Below are 15,984 nucleotides of genomic sequence, written 5' to 3' on the forward strand. Positions count from 1 at the left end.
CGGGGGCGGGGTGGGGGGGGGGGGCGCCCCCCCCGCGCTCCTCGCTGGGCCGCCGCATAGCCTGGATTCATGGACGGTAACCACCTTGGCGATTTCCTGCGCGCGCGCCGCGACGGCCTGCGTCCAGAGGACGTCGGCATGGCGAGCTACGGCGCCCGCAGGGTGGCGGGGCTGCGCCGCGAGGAGGTCGCCGTCCTGGCCGGCGTGAACGCCGACTACTACACCCGCCTGGAGCAGGGACGGGAGCGCAACCCCTCACCCCAGGTGCTCGATGCCCTCGGCCGCGCCCTGCACCTCGACGCGGACGCCCGAGCGCACCTGTTCCGGCTGGCCGGGACGGCCCCGGAACTCCGGCCCTCCGCCCGTCCGGCCGAGCAGGTCAGCCCGGCGCTGCGCCAGCTGATGGACGGCTACCCCGGTGCCCCGGCGTTCGTCATGAACCGGACCCTGGACGTTCTCGCAGCCAACGCCCTGGCCGACGCCCTCTACGCGCCGTTCGAACCGGCCGACAACCTGGCCCGCATGACCTTCCTGGACCCCGCGGGCCGGACGTTCTACACCGACTGGGACCGGGCCGCGCAGGCCGCCGTCGCCAACCTGCGCCAGGCCGCCGGCTTCGACCCCGACGACCCGCGGCTGCGCGAGCTCGTCGGCGCCCTCACCGAGCACAGTGCGGACTTCACCCGCCTCTGGAACTCCCACACCGTGCGCGGCAAGACCCGGGACGCCAAGAACTTCCTCCACCCCGACGTCGGTGCTCTCACGCTCACCTACCAGGCCTTCGACGTCCGCGACGCCCCTGGCCAACAGCTCGTCATCTACCACGCCGAGCCGGGCAGCCCCAGCGCGCAGTCCCTCGAACTCCTCGGCACCGTCCACGCCACCCGTCGCCAGGCGGCCTCCCGCTTCCATCACTGAGCAGCCCCCGAGCGTCTGAAGGCGCCGCCTGGAGGGACGCGGATGGTTCAGGCCGGGATGGTGGCAGGAGCAGGGACCAGCCGTCGGTCGGTCGATTCGCGCAGCCACACTGCCGTGGTGAGAGCGGCGGCCAGGGCCGCGCACCCGCAGATGACCAGCCCCAGCGAGTACCCGTGCGAGAGCGCGCGGAGCGCGGCGGGCGCGGCTCCGGGGATGGACAGCACGGCGAACGGGCCGCCGGCGGACGCGGCGTGGTCGGCGGCCGCCGCCGTACCGGGGTCGAGGCCCGCCAGGCGGTGGGGGAGGTCGGAGCCGGCGGCGCCGAGCGCCACGGCGCTGACGATCGTGGGCCCGATGCACATGCCGAAGTCCCGGGCGGTGCTGATCGCGGCGCTCGCCATGCCGGTGGCCGAGAGCGGGACCGCCGAGATCGCGGCCGAGGTCATGGCCGACACCACGAACAGGAAGCCGACGCCTTCCAGCAGGAGCGGCCCGACGTGCGCCCCGAGGGAGGAGGTCGTGACCGGGACGGCGGCCAGCCAGAACTCGCCCGCGGCCAGGAGGAGGAGGCCGCCGGTGACCAGCCTGCGGGCGCCGAAGCGCCGCATGGCCTTGGGCAGCCCGGGGCCGAGGACGCACGGCACGCCCTGCAGCACGATGAAGAACGCCGCGGCGGCGATGCCCGTCTTGTGTTGCAGGGCGCCGGTCCGGATGCTCAGCACGTAGACGCTGCCGAGGAAGGAGAACATGCCGATGACGGCGGCGAGCGCGGCGGCGCTGAAGGCGGGGACGCGGAACACGGCCAGGTTCAGCATCGGCGCCGGCACCCGGCTCTCGATCACCACGAACGCCGCCAGGCCGGCGGCCCCGACAACCAGCATGATGATCACTGGGGTGGACCAGCTGCTCCCGGCGCCCTGCACGATCCCGTAGAGCAGGCAGAACAGGCCGACCGCGATGCTGCTCTGCCCCGCCCAGTCCAGCGACCGGCCCTCGGGCTGGCGGGACTCGCCGGCCAGCAGCGCCGTCGCGAGCATGCTGAGCACGGCCAGCGGAGCGATCGCGTAGAACGACGCGTGCCAGGAGGCGTTCTCGCTGAGCGCGCCGCTGATGATCACGCCGAGCACGGTGCCGATCGACATCGACAGGGTCCACAGGGCGACGCCGCGGGACCGCTCGTCGTCGTCGCGGGCACTGGCGACGGCGATGGCCAGCGACGTCGGGATGAGCGCGCCCGCGCCGATCCCCGAGATCGCCTGCCCGGCCCACAGCAGGTGCACGCTGTGCGCCGAGCCGGCCACCAGGGAACCGGCGCCCAGCAGCGCCGTGCCGGCCAGCAGGACCCGGCGGCGGCCGAGCAGGTCGCCCAGGACGCCGAAGCTGAGCTCCAGGATCGCCGTCGGCAGCAGGAACGCCGACGTCACCCACGCCAGGCCGACTCCGGTCGCGTGCAGTGACGTCTGGATCTCGCCGTTGACGGGGGCGGGAGTCACGTTGGCGATCTGCGCCAGCATGATCGCGAAGCAGGCGGCGGCGAGCGTGCCGCCGGCCGACCGGGGTGGTTTCGACATGGCCGCCATCATGTGGCCGCCGTCATGCGTTGTGAAATCGATCCTTCATATGCTCGGCATCCATTGCCTGGATGCGGGCGCCCACCCGCGCCGCCGTCTCGCGCAACCAGACGTGCCCGGCGTCGCGGGCGTGCAGCGGATGCCACCACAGCGCCTCCCGCAGCGGCACCGCCGCGAACGGGCAGGGCAGCACCTTGACGGGAGCGGTCGCCTGGCGCGCCAGCCTCTCCTGCATGAGCGCCACCCGGTCGGTGCCCGCCACGAAGCTCGGCAGCATCTGGAAGGACTGCACCGAGACCTCGACCCGCGGGCTCACCCCGATCATGCTGAGCTGGCGGGTCACCGGCGCGTCATAGGGGCGCTGGTAAACCGCCCATGGCAGGCGGGCCAGATCGTCGAGGGTGAGCAGGTCGGGCCCGCCGGCGTCCACCACGCACACCCACCGGTCCTCGAACAGGTCCAGCGAGGGGATCCCGTCGATGATCCCGTGCGGGAGCAGCAGCCCGTCGACGCCGCTCAGCGAGGTCGCCGGGTTCTCCACGATGGCGGGGGTGCTCTGCTGCAGGCTGAGCCGGACGCCGGGCGCCTCGTCGTGCAGGACGCGGGCGAGTTCCGCGCCGAACACGCTGGTGCCGTAGTCGGACCCGAGCAGCGTGAACTCCCGTGTCTCGGCGGCGGGGTCGAACCGCGTCTGGCTGGCGAACACCCGCTCCAGCAGGTCGCAGGCGGCGGCCGTGCGCTCCAGCAGCGCCGCGCCCAGCGGCGTCAGCTCGTAGCCGCCGCCGGCACGGGCCAGCAGGTCGTCGTCGAAGTGCCGCCGCAGCCGGGCCAGGGAGGCGCTCATGGCCGGCTGGCTGAGGCCGAGGCGCCGGCCGGCCCGCGTCACGTTGCGCTCCTCCAGCAGCGCCCGCAGCGCCACCACGAGGTTCATGTCCAGGCGGGCCAGGTTCATGGCATCCATCTTATGGATTTCCTGTATACGAAGAATCGATTTCCTTGATCAAACTCATAGCGGCAGAGTAGCCCGGAACCGGTCCTCAGAGCCGCGGCCCTCGGCGGCGGCGCGGCCGCGCTGGTCGTCAACGGCCGCACGTACGTGATCGACGCCGGACGCGCGGCCGTCACCCAGTTCATGCGGGCCGGCCTGTCCATGCTGTCCCTCGCAGCGGTCTTCGTGACGCACCTGCACGCCGACCACACCGTGGACCTGTTCTCCTTTCCGCTGCTCAGCGCCGGAGTCGTCGGCAAGCAGGGCTTCCAGAAGCCGATCGAGGTGTACGGTCCCGGCTCGGCGGGACGCCTCCCTGCGGGACCGCCGGCCGGCTCGCACTGGGTCGACGCGGACGACCCCGTCCCCGGCGTCGCGGGCCTGCTGCGCCTGTCGAACGCGGCGTTCGCCTACTCCACGAACGGATTCATCGCCGAGCACATGGGCAGCGACCCGGCCGACTACCTGCGGGTCCGCGAGATCGAGCCGCCCCCGTCGGCGGGGGCCGGCCCGGCGGAGACCGCACCGCGCATGGACCCGTTCCCCGTGATGGAGAACGACGACGTCAAGGTCACCGCGATCCTCGTCCCGCACGGCCCGGTGTTCCCGGCGCTCGCCTACCGGATCGAGACGGAGGACGGCGTGGTCGTCTTCTCCGGCGACACCCCCCGCACGCCGAACATCCCCCGCCTCGCGGCCGGCGCGGACATCCTCGTCCACGAGGCCTACCACCGGGAGGCCGTCGCCGCGATCGGCTACCCGCCCGCCGTCGTCGAGCACATCGGAACCGTCCACACCGAGGTGGGCGACCTGGGCGCGGTCGGGGCCGAAGCGGAGGCCCGCCACGTCGTGATCAGCCACATCTCGCCGGCCGACCCGAACGTCCTCTCGGACGCCGCCTGGCAGAGGGCCGCCGACCAGAGCGCCCGGAAGGCCCGCTACCGCGGCCGTATCGGGCTGGGCAACGACCTCGATCGCTTCCCGCTCGCCAAGCCCGGCAAGGGGAAGTGACACGTCCGGCCTCACCGCCGGCGGCGGGGAGCGTGTGAGCCTCGCCGAGCCGGCCGGCGAACGGTGCGGAGCCGGGCAGGGACTCAGAGCGTGACGCTGAGGCCCTCTGGCCCAGTGGCCTGCTTCGGCGGAGGTCATGAGATAAGAGGTGGGACGTCGACCGGGCCGGGGGAGGATCCGCACGCCTGGCACCTGGTCCTTCCCGACATGGAAGGGCCCGGACTTCTCTGGATAGGAGTCCGGGCCCTTCGCGGTTCGTTCGAGGTGGTTCGTCGCGGCGCGGCCGCCGCGACGGTTCGGTTGCCCCATGAGCTCCAAGCGCCGGCTTGCGGGAGGGATGGGTCAGGCGGTCGTCGGCAGGACGATGACCTTGCCCGACAGGGTCCCTGCGGCCGCCCGTGCGTGGACGGAGGGCAGGTCCGCCAGCGGCACGCGCTCGGCGACGTCGACGGTGAGCTCGCCGCGGTCCACACGCGCGACGAGTTCCGACAGCTGCTCGGCGTCGCTGCGGACGTACATGTCGATGCCTCGCACGCCGCGCTCCTGGTCGGCCGGGGCGGGCATCCACACGGTGCTGCTGACCACGACGCCGCCGTCGCGGACCAGGCCGGCCAGCGCGGTGAACCGGGCCGGGTCGATCGGCGCGAGATTGAGCAGGACGTCGACGGGGTCCGTCACCGCGGTGGTCACCTCGGTCGCGGTGTGGTCGATGACCTCGTCGGCGCCCGCCGCCGTGACGTTCCCGATGCTGCGAGGGCTGCCGGTGGCGATCACGTGGGCGCCGGCGGCCTTGGCCAGCTGCACCGCGTAGCCGCCCACGGCCCCGCCGGCGCCGTTGATCAGGATCCGCTGCCCGGGCTTCAGCTCGGCGTGGTCGAAGAGCGCCTGCCATGCGGTGAGACCGACCAGGGGCAGCGCGGCCGCGTCGGCGAGCGGGATGCTCGCCGGGGCCGGCGCCAGGCTCTCGGCGGGCGCGAGGACGTACTCCGCCGAGGCGCCGTCGACGACGAACGGCAGGAAACCGATCACCTGGTCACCGATCTCAAGGCCGCAGGCGCCCTCGCCGAGTGCGTCGATGGTTCCCGCGACGTCCAGACCGGGGATGTGCGGCAACTCCAGGGGCATCGGTTCCTGCATGAACCCCGCGCGGATGTTGCCGTCGACGCCGTTGAACGTCGTCGCGGCGACGCGCACCCGCACCTGCCCGGCGCCCGGCACCGGCCGCTCGACGTCCTCGTAGCGCAGGACGTCGGGGCCGCCGTACTCGTGGAAGCGAACTGCCTTCATTTCCAGTACCTCACATTCGACCTGAAGTGCTTCGAATCCGAAGCACTGACGTCACCGTAGCAGTGCTTTGAAGTCGAAGCAAGTGCTTCGAAGATGAAGTAGCTGGTAAAGTGGGCGCCATGCCTGACACGCCGCCGTCCCTGGACGCCGCCCAGCTGGGCGCGTACTTCGCGCTGATGGAGGTGGCGGGCCTGCTCCGCCACGCGGTCGAGCAGCAGCTGCGCGAGGCCGGCGATCTCAGCTACGTGCAGTTCCAGCTCCTGGCGCGGCTCGGCCTCGACTCGCCGAGCGGCAGCGAACGCATGACCGACCTGGCCGACGGCGTCGTGTACAGCCGCAGCGGACTGACCTATCAGGCCGGGCTGCTCGAGAAGGCGGGCCTGGTCACCCGCACGCGCTCCGCGGACGACGACCGGGGTGTCACGGTCACGATCACCGATGCCGGACGGGAGCTTCTCGCCAAGGTGCTCCCGGGTCACACCGAGGTCGTCAGCCGGCAGCTCTTCCAGCCGCTGTCGCCCGGCGACACCAGGGCGCTGGCCGAACTGCTGTCGCCGGTGCGCGACCACATGCGTTCGGCGCCGCCCCGTTCGGCGGCGCCTCGCCGCCAGCGATGACGCGTCCTCTGCTTCTCGATCCGGCCGTGCTCGGCGAGCAGGATCCGTATCGGGAGCGAGACGGTCCTCCGTAACGCTCTCAGCAGGGCTTGACCACCTTGCCGCCGATGGCCCGCTGGATGCGCTTGTTCACGCCGGTGTTGAGCGAGGTCACCATCCAGTGCCGCCCCTGGTCGGCGACGATGGTCCCGTCCATGCCCATCTGGCAGATCATCTTCTCGACCTCCAGGAAGGCGGTCGGCGTCTCGTAGAACTCGATGCTGATGTTGGCGGTGCCGCCGCAGATCACCTTTCCGCTGCCCAGCGACTCGGTCCGAGTGGCCTTGGTGCAGCCGAGGCGCGCACTGCGGATCTTCTTGGCGATGTCCATCGGGTCGTGGTAGGTCGCCGCGGCGGCGGTGCTCTTGGGGGACTCGGCGGGCGTGGCGCCGGCGGTCGTCGAGGCGGCGTCGCCGCCCTTCGGGTCGTTGCCGTCATCGCCGGAGCCGCACCCGGTCAGGAGGACGGCGCTGGTCAGGGTGGCGATCGCGGCGAGCGGGATCGCGGGGCGCAGGGACGGCATGGCAGAACCTCCGGGGAGACGTCATCGTGGAGCGCCGACACGGTCAGGTGTTCGACGCGTCGCCAAGTACAGCACGTGTTAACTCGACTAACAAGTGCTCCGACTGTGTCGACACGCATACAGGCGGGCGATAGGGTGTCGGCGTCCCAGCTGAGGAGGGTGGACGTGCGCGAGGACGCCACCGTGACCACGTCGGACATCGCCCGGCTCGTACGGGTGAGCCGGGCGGCGGTGAGCAACTGGCGGCGCCGCCATCCCGGGTTCCCGCAGCCCATCGGCGGCACCCCGGCGAGCCCGGTGTTCTCGCTGGCCGAGGTCGAGGCGTGGTTGCGCGAACAGGGAAAGCTCGTCGAGACCCCGCCCGAGGAGCGGGCGTGGCAGCTGCTGCGCGCGGCCGGCGACGAACGCGAGGTCGGTGAGGCCCTGCGGCAGGTGGGGGCCTGCCAGCGCACCGGCATCCGGCTCGTCGGGCTGAGCGACCGGGCGGCGGCGAAACGGCTGGGAGTCGACCAGCGGTCGGTCCCGCTGCTGAGGGCCGTGGACGAGCTGTCCGGTGCGTGGGGTCCCGCCCGCGCGTTCGAGTTCCTGGTCGAGCGCTACCTGGAGGTCCGGCTGCCCCGGATGGCGCTGACGTCGCCGCAGCTCGCCGGGCTCGTCGCCGGGCTGGTCGACCCGGACGCGCGGTCCGTCCTGGACCCGGCGTGCGGGACCGGTGAACTGCTGTCGGCGCTGCCGGCGCCGTCCGGCGACGCGGAGCGGCGGCTCGTCGGGCAGGAGCGGGACGAGGTGCTCGCCTCGCTGGCCGGGACGCGGCTCGCCCTGCGCGGCACCCCGGCCGACGTCCGCGTCGGGGACTCGCTCCGGCAGGACGCGTTCGCCGGTCTCACCGTGGACGCGGTGGTGTGCGATCCTCCGTTCCACGAGCGGTCCTGGGGCCACGAGGAGCTCACCGCCGACCCGCGGTGGGAGTACGGGCTGCCGCCCCGCATGGAACCGGAACTGGCCTGGGCGCAGCACGCCCTCGCGCACCTCGTCCCCGGCGGCCTGGCGGTCCTGCTCATGCCGCCCGCGGTGGCGGGGCGGCGCTCGGGGCGGCGCATGCGCACGCAACTGCTGCGGCGCGGCGCGCTGCGCGCCGTGATCGCGCTTCCCGACGGCCCCCATCTCTGGCTGCTGCGCAGGCCGCCGGGCGACCGGCCGGCCGGGCTGCTGGTGGTGGACGGCGCGGACGACGCGGAGGTCGTCCGGATCTGGCGGGACTTCCACGCGGGCCGCGACGTGGACTCGCCCGGGACGAGCCGGGTCGTGCCGATCATCGACCTGCTGGACGAAGAGGTCGACCTGACGCCGGCCCGGCACCTGACCGCCGGCACGGGGGACCGGACGGCCGAGCGGTTCGTCCAGACCCGCGACCGGCTGACCGCGCTGCTCGGGCAGATGTCCGAGCTGGTGCCGGAGCTCGGACCCGTGCCGCGGGATCGGGAACCGGCGGTCACCTCCGTCGCGGAACTGGACCGCATCGGCGCATTGACCGTGCACCGGGCCCCGGCGCGCAGGGACGCGGCCGAGGCGGGTGAGGGACGGCCGGTGCTCACCGCCGAGGACGTGATCCACGACCGTGAGCCGACCGGCCGGGTGCCCGCCCGTGCGGAGGAGGACTGGCTCGTCACGCGCACCGGCGACATCGCGGTGGCGGTCGCCTCCCGCCGGTTCGCGGCGCGGGTGGTGGAGCGCGAGGGGCTGCTGCTCGGCCCGCAGCTGTCGCTGGTCAGGGTCGATCCGGAACAGCTCGACCCGTACTTCCTGGCGGGCGTCCTGCGCAGTACCGCGAACGTGCGGTCGTCGGCCCTGTCGTCGACGGGCAGCCGGGTGGACGTCCACCGCGCGCGTGTGCCGCGGCTTCCGCTGGACCAGCAGCGCCGCTACGGGGAGGCGTTCCGGCGGATGGACCGGGTCGCGTCCGCGGCGCGCGACGGCATCGCCCTCAGCGAGGAGATGGGCCGGCTCCTCGCCGATGGTGTCGCGGCGGGCGAGCTGGACATCGCCGACGACTGAGGCCCGCGGTCCGCGGCGGTCTTGGACGCGCTCGTCCAGAACGCTCCGGCGGGCGGCGGCGATGCGCCAGAATGATCCTTTCCGTACGGAGGGGGCCCGCGTGACGCAGCTGCTCGGGGGACGCTACGAGCTGATCGCGCCGCTCGGCCGGGGCGGCATGGGCCAGGTATGGGAGGCCGCCGACCGGCAGCTGGAGCGGCGGATCGCGGTGAAGCTGCTCACCAACGAGGCGATCGCGCGCTGGCCGGACCCCGGGCGGCTGGTGCGCCGCTTCGTGCAGGAGGCGGCGCTCACCGCGGGCCTGCAGCACCCCGGAGTCCCGGCGGTGCACGACGCGGGCCCCTTCGACGACGGCCTGTTCCTGGTGATGGAGCTGGTGGACGGCTGCACGGTCGCGGACCTGGTCGCCGAGCAGGGGCCGCTGCCCGTCCCCTGGGCGGCCGCGATCGCCGCGCAGGTCTGCTCGGTGCTGGCGGTCGCGCACGGCCGCTCGCTCGTGCACCGCGACATCAAGCCCCAGAACCTGATGGTGACCCGGGACGCGACGGTCAAGGTCCTGGACTTCGGGGTGGCGACCGTCCTGGACGCCGCCGGGATCGTCCGCATCACCCGCACCGGTGAGATCGTCGGCACGCCCGCGTACATGGCGCCGGAACAACTGCGCAGCGAGCGGGCCACCCCGCGCACCGACCTCTACGCGCTGGGCTGCGTCGTCTACGAGATGCTCGCCGGGCGACCGGTGTTCACGGCGACGTCGCCGCACGCGCTCGGATACAAGCACCTCGAGGAGGAGCCGGCGCCGCTGTACCGCGCCGACGTTCCGCCCGCCCTGGAGGACCTCGTCCGCCGGCTGCTCGCCAAGGATCCGCGGCAGCGCCCGGCGGACGCCCGCGAAGCCTACGAGCGGTTCCTGATGTTCGTCCAGAGCGCGCATCCGCTCGGTGAGATCGCCCCGTCGGCGGCCGCGGCGACGGGGATGCACCTGCACGCCCGCGTCCTGACCCGGCTTGCCGGTGCCGACCGGGGATCGCCCCAGGCGAGTTCCGTACCGGCATCCGGCCCGCCGCCTCTGCCCACAGGCTTCGTGTCTTTCGACACCTCGTCCCGGGTGCCCTCGCAGGATCCCGCGTACATGGCGTCGACACCGGGCTACAGCGTGCCCGGCCACAGCACGCCGGGCCACGCGCCCGCCGAGGATCCGGCGATGACACGGCACGGGCCGGGCTGGAAGCTGCTGCACAGCCTCTGGGTGGCGCCGGCCCTGGCGCTGGGCTTCCTGACCTGGGTCTCGTTCCTCTACATCGGTGTCCGGCACCGGCACCGCGCCTGGCTGATCGCGGCCGCCGTGTACGGGGTCCTGACCGTCGCGGTCGGCGCGCTCGTCCTGACGACCACCGACGGGCAGGGAGTGACATCGGCGCCCGCCGCCCTGTGCTGGCTGGCGCTGTTCCTCGGCGGCATCATGCACGCGGCCGGCGTGAACCCGGGGCGCCTGCGCCTGCGCGCGCGCCCGGAGGCAGGACGCACGCAGACTTCCGCAGGATCGCCCCATGCCACCGGGCATGTCCGGGAGACCCCTGCTGGAGCGCCGACTGGATGGTGAGCGGGTGCGGGCGCCTCGACATTTCTTGTTAAGAGAGCATCTGAGGGTGTTATCTTCGGTCCCGTCCCGCCGCTGCCGGCAGCCGGTCGCGCGACGCGGACCACGGAGGGATCGACCATGAGCAAGGACGGCGGGGCCCCGCGCGGTCCGGAGCGGCGCCGGCAGGACATCGCCGGCGTCGTGCTGTCGGTCGGCTCGGTCACCGCGGCGGAGCTCGCCGAGCGTTTCGCCGTCAGCCTCATGACGATCCACCGCGACCTGGACGAACTCGCTCGCCGGGGCATCGTCCGCAAGCACCGCGGCGGGGTCACCGCCCAGCCGTCGGGGGTGTTCGAGAGCAGCGTGGCCTACCGCCTGAAGTCGATGGGGGCCGCGAAGGACGCCATCGCCGAGAGGGCCGCCGAGCTGGTCGAGCCGGGGATGGCGGTGATGCTGGACGACTCCACCACGGCGCTGGCGCTGGCCCGCCGCCTGCCGGGCATCGTTCCGCTGACGGTCGTCACGAACTTCCTTCAGGCGGTCAACCTGCTCGCCCGCGAGCAGGAGATCCGGCTGATGGCGCTCGGCGGCGACTACGATCCGCTGCACGACTCGTTCCTCGGCGTCTCCTGCGTCGACGCGATCGAGGCCCTGAACGTGGACCTGTGCTTCGTGTCCACCTCCGCGGTCGGCGGAGGGTTCGCCTACCACCAGGAGCAGCGCATCGTGCCGGTGAAGCGGGCCATGCTCCGTGCCGCGGCGCGCAGCGTGCTCCTCATCGACCATTCCAAGCTCAACCGGGTGGCGCTGCATCGGGTGGCGCCGCTGTCGGCGTTCGACCGCGTCATCGTCGACGACGGTGCCGGCGCCGAGGCGCTGCGGGATCTCGAGGAGCAGAAGGTGGCCTACGAGCTGGCGGCGACCTGAGCGGCCCGCCGTCCGCAGCCCCGGCCGCGCTCCCGCCCGCAGCACGGGCCGGAGCTTGTTAACGTTTTTGAGTGTTCTTATCTCACGTTCGGTGAGCTCGCGTAGGGCATGGAGTCACTGCGTCCGGCGCCGAGCGTCTTCTCATTCGTCTTGACCACGAGTGGTGTGGTCAGTCCGGTGATAGTGGTCGGATTCGAGGCGCGCGGCGCGCCCGCGACCGGTCCGCGGCGGTGCTCGCCGCAACCCCTCAGAAGTGATCCAGCTGACATCTTGACACTCCGATCGGCGGCCTCCTACGCTCAATCTCACATTTTTTGGCGTTATCTTCACAGTTTTGTTGTTGGGATCGCGATCGGAGTGGGCGAGTGGCCGAGTCCCAAGGTGCGGCGCCGTACGGCCTCCGCTGCGATCACCGGGTCCGGCCGCTCGGCGTCGACGAGCCCGCGCCGCTGCTGTCGTGGCGACTGGCGTCCGGCGGGCGCGGCGACGCGCCCGCGGCGTACCGGGTGCGCGTGCGGGCGGAGGACGGCGAGCGGGTCTGGGACACCGGGGAGGTGGCCGACCCCGGAGCCGTCGGTGCACGTTACCAGGGCCGGCGGTTGCGGCCCCGCACCCGCTACCGCTGGACGGTCACGGTCACCGGAGCGGACGGCGCGTCCGCCGAGCGGGAGTCCTGGTTCGAGACGGGGATGATGAGCCCGGCGGAGTGGACGGCCGCCTGGATCGCCCACGACCCGTCCGATCTCGACGTGGTCGACGCCCCTGAGGAGGGCGCGCTCGCCCTCACCGACCACGGGCTCCAGCCGGCCGTCCGCCTGCGCCGGGCGTTCGAGGTCCCCGCCGCCCCGGTCAGCGCCCGGCTCTACGTCACCGCCCGCGGGCTCTACGAGGCGCGCGTCAACGGCGTGCGCGCCGGCGACGCCGAGCTCGCCCCCGGCTGGACGGACTACCGCGACCGCGTCGACTACCAGGTCTACGACGTGACCGACATGGTGAGGGCGGGCGGGAACGTACTCGCCGTCACGATCGCGGACGGCTGGTGGAGCGGGTTCGTCGGGTTCGATCCGCGCCGCTCGGGCGCCCACTACGGAACGTTCCCGCAGCTGCTGGCCGAGCTGCACCTCGTCCACGCCGACGGGACCGGCGACGTCATCGCGACCGGCGGCGACTGGCAGAGCGCCCGCTCTCCCATCCGGTACGCCGACCTGCTGATGGGGGAGTGCCATGACCTCCGCCGCGAGACGCCGGGCTGGGATCTCCCCGGTGGGTCCGGCGAGGAAGAGGACGCGAGCGGCCTGTGGCGGCCCGTGCGGGTGACCGGTTCCGACCGGAGCCGCCTCACCGCGTCGGTCGCCCAGCCGGTCCGCGCCGTCCGGGAGCTTCCGGCCCGGTCGGTGACCCGCGTCGGCGAGGAACGGTTCCTGGTCGACTTCGGGCAGAACTTCGCGGGCCGGGTCCGGTTGACGGTGCGCGGCCTGGCCCGGGGCGACCGGGTCGTCATCCGGCATGGCGAGACCCTGGACGACGACGGCGCGCTGTACACGGCGAACCTGCGCACCGCCGCGGCCACGGACGTGCTCATCGCGGCCGGGCCCGCCGAGACCGTCTTCGAGCCCCGCTTCACCTACCACGGGTTCCGGTACGCCGAGGTGACCGGGACGAGCACCCTCGACGCCGGCGACATCACCGGCGTGGTGCTGCACAGCGACACGCCCTGGGCGGGCGAGTTCACGTGCTCCGACCCGGACGTCAACCGCCTGTACGAGGCCATCGGCTGGGGACAGCGCTCCAACTTCGTCAGCGTCCCGACCGACTGCCCGCAACGCGACGAGCGGCTCGGCTGGCTGGCCGACGCCCAGGTCTTCCTGCCCACCGCGTGCCTCAACGCCGACGTCGCCGCGTTCTTCGACGGCTGGCTGCGCGAGGTGCGGGGCGCGCAGTCGCCGGACGGCGCGTTCGGCAACGTGGCGCCGAGGCTCGCGGGGGTCGCCGACGACGGCGCCCCCGGCTGGGGCGACGCGGGCGTCCTCGTGCCCTGGCACCTCTACCGGGTGTACGGGGACGAGCGCTTCCTCGAACGCAACCTCGACGCCATGTGCGCGTGGGTCGACCACGTGCACCGGCACAACCCCGACCTGGTGTGGAGCCGCCGTGTCGGCCCCCACTTCGCCGACTGGCTCGCGCCCGCGCCCACGCCCCGGGACGTGCTCGCCACCGCCTACTTCGCGCACAGCGCCGAGCTGACGTCGCGGGCCGCCGAGGTCGTCGGCGAGGCGGAGGCCGCCGCGCGGTACGGCGCGCTGGCCGGGCACATCCGCAAGACCTTCACCGAGCGGTTCGTGACTCCCGGCGGCCGGATCGAGGGCGACACCCAGACCGCCTACCTGCTGGCGCTGGCGTTCGACCTGCTCCCGGCGGACCTCGTGCCCGGTGCGGTGCGGCGCCTGGTCGAGCTCGTCCAGGCGGCCGGTCCGGGCCTCACCACCGGGTTCCTCGGGGTGAGCCTGATCGCGCCCGTCCTCGACGCGCACGGCCACGCCGACCTCGCGCACGCGCTGCTGCGCCGCACCGAACCGCCGTCATGGCTGCACCCGCTGCGGCACGGCGCGACCACCATCTGGGAGCGGTGGGACGGCTATACCGACGAGCGGGGTTTCCAGGCTGCGGCGATGAACTCCTTCAACCACTACGCGCTCGGCTCGGTCGGCGAATGGCTCTACCGCGGCGTCGCCGGCCTCGACCAGGCGCCCGGATCGGTCGGCTACCGCGAGCTGCTGGTCCGGCCGAGGCTCGGCGACCTCACCTCCGCCGGCGCGAGCTACGAGTCGGTGCGCGGGACCGTCGCCACCCGCTGGACCCGCCGGGACGGCCTGTTCCACCTCCAGGTGACGGTGCCGCCCGGCGCGACCGCCACCGTCCACATCCCCGCGGACGACCCCGGCGGGGTCACGGAGAGCGGGGCGCCGGTGGCCGAGGCCGCCGGGGTCCGGATCGTCGGCGCGGAGCCGGGGGAGCTCCGCTGCCGGACCGCTTCGGGGGAGTACCGCTTCACCGCGGAACTTCATTGACCACCGTCCCCGCGTGGGACGGGCATGGCCGGCCGCCGTCACCTCGGCGTCCCGCGCCGTGAACGCGAGGAGGACAGATGACATCGTCGTTCGACAGGGCGGCCCTCAGCCGCCGCGGTTTCCTGCGGCTGTCGGGCGGAGCGGCCGCGGTGGCCGCGCTGCCGGCGGCCCTCACGGCCTGCGGGGGGTCGTCCGGCGGGTCCGGCGGCACCCTGCGCCTGGTCGGCGTGGCCGACCAGCAGAAGCCGCTCGACCTGCTGACCAAGGCCTACACCAAGGCGAAGTTCAGCACCTCGTTCGCCCCCACCGACCAGGTGGAGACCTCGCTGCGCACGCAGCTGGGCGCGGGCAACGCCCCCGACGTGCACGTGGTCTACCCGGGCAACGGCAGCGCGATGAGCATGGTGCAGATCGCGCAGGCCGGGCTGCTCGCCGACCTGAGCGACCAGGCCTGGACGAAGCGGGTCCCGGCGGGGCTGAAGCCGGCCTTCCAGCTCGACGGCAAGACGTTCCTGTACTCGGCCGGATCCAGCGTGATCGGCGCGATCTACAACAAGAAGGTCTTCCAGGAGGCGGGGGTGACCCCGCCGAAGACCTGGACCGAGTTCCTCCAGGTCTGCGACAAGATCAAGAAGAAGGGCAAGGTCCCGATCGCGCTCGGCGCGCAGACCCAGTGGGTCACGCAGCTGATCACCTACGCGCTCGTGCCGTCCACCGTGTACGCCAAGAACCCGCAGTTCGACAGCCAGATGAAGGCGGGGACGGCGACGTTCGCCCAGTCCGGCTGGGTGCAGGCGCTCGACATGTACCTGGAGCTGCAGAAGCGGGGCTTCTTCAACGACAACCCCAACGGCACCACGTTCGAGCAGCAGACGTCCATGGTCGCCACCGGCAAGGCCGCCATGGCGATCCAGGTCTCCGCGGTCCTGCCCGACTTCCGCAAGGCCGCGCCGAGCCCGGACGACCTGTCGATGTTCCCGGTGCCGGGCGCCGACGACGCCTCCCAGGTGTGGATCCCCGCCGGGGTCGTCGTGGGGCTCGGTGTCAGCGCCCGCAGCAGGAACCGCGACGCCGCCAAGGCGTTCATCGACTTCCTCGGCCGGCAGGAGAACATCAACCGCTGGGCCGAGTCCGTCGCCTGCGTCCCGCTCGTCCGGGACGCCGGCTCCAAGATCGACCCGGTGCTGACGCCGTTCCTGCCGTACATGGACGGCAACAAGGCCGTCCCGTTCATGGACCAGGCCTGGCCCAACGCCGAGGTGCAGCCCGCCCACTTCGCGATGGTGCAGGAGCTGCTCGCCGGCAAGACCACGGTCGCCAAGGGGCTGGCCAAGCTGGACGAGACCTACCGGAAGAAGCAGCCGTGACCTCGTCCCCTCAGCGCGCACCGGCCGCACC

The 15,984-nt window shown here is 72.9% G+C and carries 12 protein-coding genes; 8 read left to right on the forward strand and 4 right to left on the reverse strand.

What is annotated here, in order from left to right; genetic code table 11:
* Window positions 1-69 precede the first annotated feature (69 nt).
* Entirely contained in the window at window positions 70-918 is an 849-nt protein-coding gene (locus ABZ914_RS29995) for a helix-turn-helix domain-containing protein (protein ID WP_500197286.1), read from the forward strand.
* A 47-nt stretch (window positions 919-965) separates the two neighbouring features.
* Here the strand turns inward: ABZ914_RS29995 and ABZ914_RS30000 are convergent, their stop codons facing one another.
* Both ABZ914_RS30000 and ABZ914_RS30005 read right to left on the reverse strand, forming a co-directional pair.
* Entirely contained in the window at window positions 966-2,489 is a 1,524-nt protein-coding gene (locus tag ABZ914_RS30000; protein ID WP_500197287.1) for an MFS transporter, read from the reverse strand.
* 22 nt (window positions 2,490-2,511) lie between these two features.
* Window positions 2,512-3,441 carry a LysR family transcriptional regulator gene (locus tag ABZ914_RS30005; protein WP_500197289.1) on the reverse strand — a complete coding sequence of 310 codons (930 nt, stop codon included), beginning with the start codon at window positions 3,439-3,441 and terminating at the stop codon, window positions 2,512-2,514.
* A gap of 120 nt (window positions 3,442-3,561) precedes the next feature.
* Between ABZ914_RS30005 and ABZ914_RS30010 the strand changes: the two genes are divergently transcribed.
* A complete protein-coding gene (locus ABZ914_RS30010; RefSeq protein ID WP_500197303.1) occupies window positions 3,562-4,488 on the forward strand; it encodes an MBL fold metallo-hydrolase in 927 nt (308 codons plus the stop codon).
* 342 nt (window positions 4,489-4,830) lie between these two features.
* On the opposite strand, the gene ABZ914_RS30015 is transcribed toward ABZ914_RS30010, so the two are convergent.
* Window positions 4,831-5,775, reverse strand: a complete 945-nt coding sequence (locus tag ABZ914_RS30015) for an NADP-dependent oxidoreductase (protein ID WP_500197291.1) — start codon at window positions 5,773-5,775, stop codon at window positions 4,831-4,833.
* 119 nt (window positions 5,776-5,894) lie between these two features.
* Here ABZ914_RS30015 and ABZ914_RS30020 point away from each other — a divergent pair, with 119 nt between their 5' ends.
* Window positions 5,895-6,392 (forward strand): MarR family winged helix-turn-helix transcriptional regulator, encoded by a 498-nt coding sequence (locus ABZ914_RS30020; RefSeq protein ID WP_500197292.1) that lies wholly within the window; start codon window positions 5,895-5,897, stop codon window positions 6,390-6,392.
* 79 nt (window positions 6,393-6,471) lie between these two features.
* Here ABZ914_RS30020 and ABZ914_RS30025 read toward each other — a convergent pair whose 3' ends face one another.
* The gene (locus ABZ914_RS30025) at window positions 6,472-6,954 is read right to left on the reverse strand and encodes a hypothetical protein (protein WP_500197294.1); all 483 of its coding nucleotides are present in this window, start codon (window positions 6,952-6,954) and stop codon (window positions 6,472-6,474) included.
* A 165-nt stretch (window positions 6,955-7,119) separates the two neighbouring features.
* Between ABZ914_RS30025 and ABZ914_RS30030 the strand changes: the two genes are divergently transcribed.
* The 5 genes from ABZ914_RS30030 (at window position 7,120) to ABZ914_RS30050 (ending at window position 15,953) form a co-directional block, all read left to right on the forward strand.
* On the forward strand, window positions 7,120-9,009 hold the full coding sequence (locus ABZ914_RS30030) for an N-6 DNA methylase (protein ID WP_500197296.1): 1,890 nt from the start codon (window positions 7,120-7,122) through the stop codon (window positions 9,007-9,009).
* A gap of 100 nt (window positions 9,010-9,109) precedes the next feature.
* Window positions 9,110-10,612 (forward strand): serine/threonine-protein kinase, encoded by a 1,503-nt coding sequence (locus ABZ914_RS30035; RefSeq protein WP_500197297.1) that lies wholly within the window; start codon window positions 9,110-9,112, stop codon window positions 10,610-10,612.
* Between the two features lie 117 nt (window positions 10,613-10,729).
* Window positions 10,730-11,518, forward strand: a complete 789-nt coding sequence (locus ABZ914_RS30040; protein ID WP_190861384.1) for a DeoR/GlpR family DNA-binding transcription regulator — start codon at window positions 10,730-10,732, stop codon at window positions 11,516-11,518.
* Window positions 11,519-11,883: 365 nt separating this feature from the next.
* A complete protein-coding gene (locus ABZ914_RS30045; RefSeq protein ID WP_500197300.1) occupies window positions 11,884-14,586 on the forward strand; it encodes an alpha-L-rhamnosidase in 2,703 nt (900 codons plus the stop codon).
* A gap of 77 nt (window positions 14,587-14,663) precedes the next feature.
* Window positions 14,664-15,953, forward strand: coding sequence for an ABC transporter substrate-binding protein (locus tag ABZ914_RS30050; RefSeq protein WP_500197302.1), 1,290 nt, complete (start codon window positions 14,664-14,666; stop codon window positions 15,951-15,953).
* The last annotated feature ends 31 nt before the right edge of the window (window positions 15,954-15,984 follow it).

It is taken from the genome of Spirillospora sp. NPDC046719, assembly GCF_040645715.1.
Classification (GTDB): Bacteria; Actinomycetota; Actinomycetes; order Streptosporangiales; family Streptosporangiaceae; genus Spirillospora.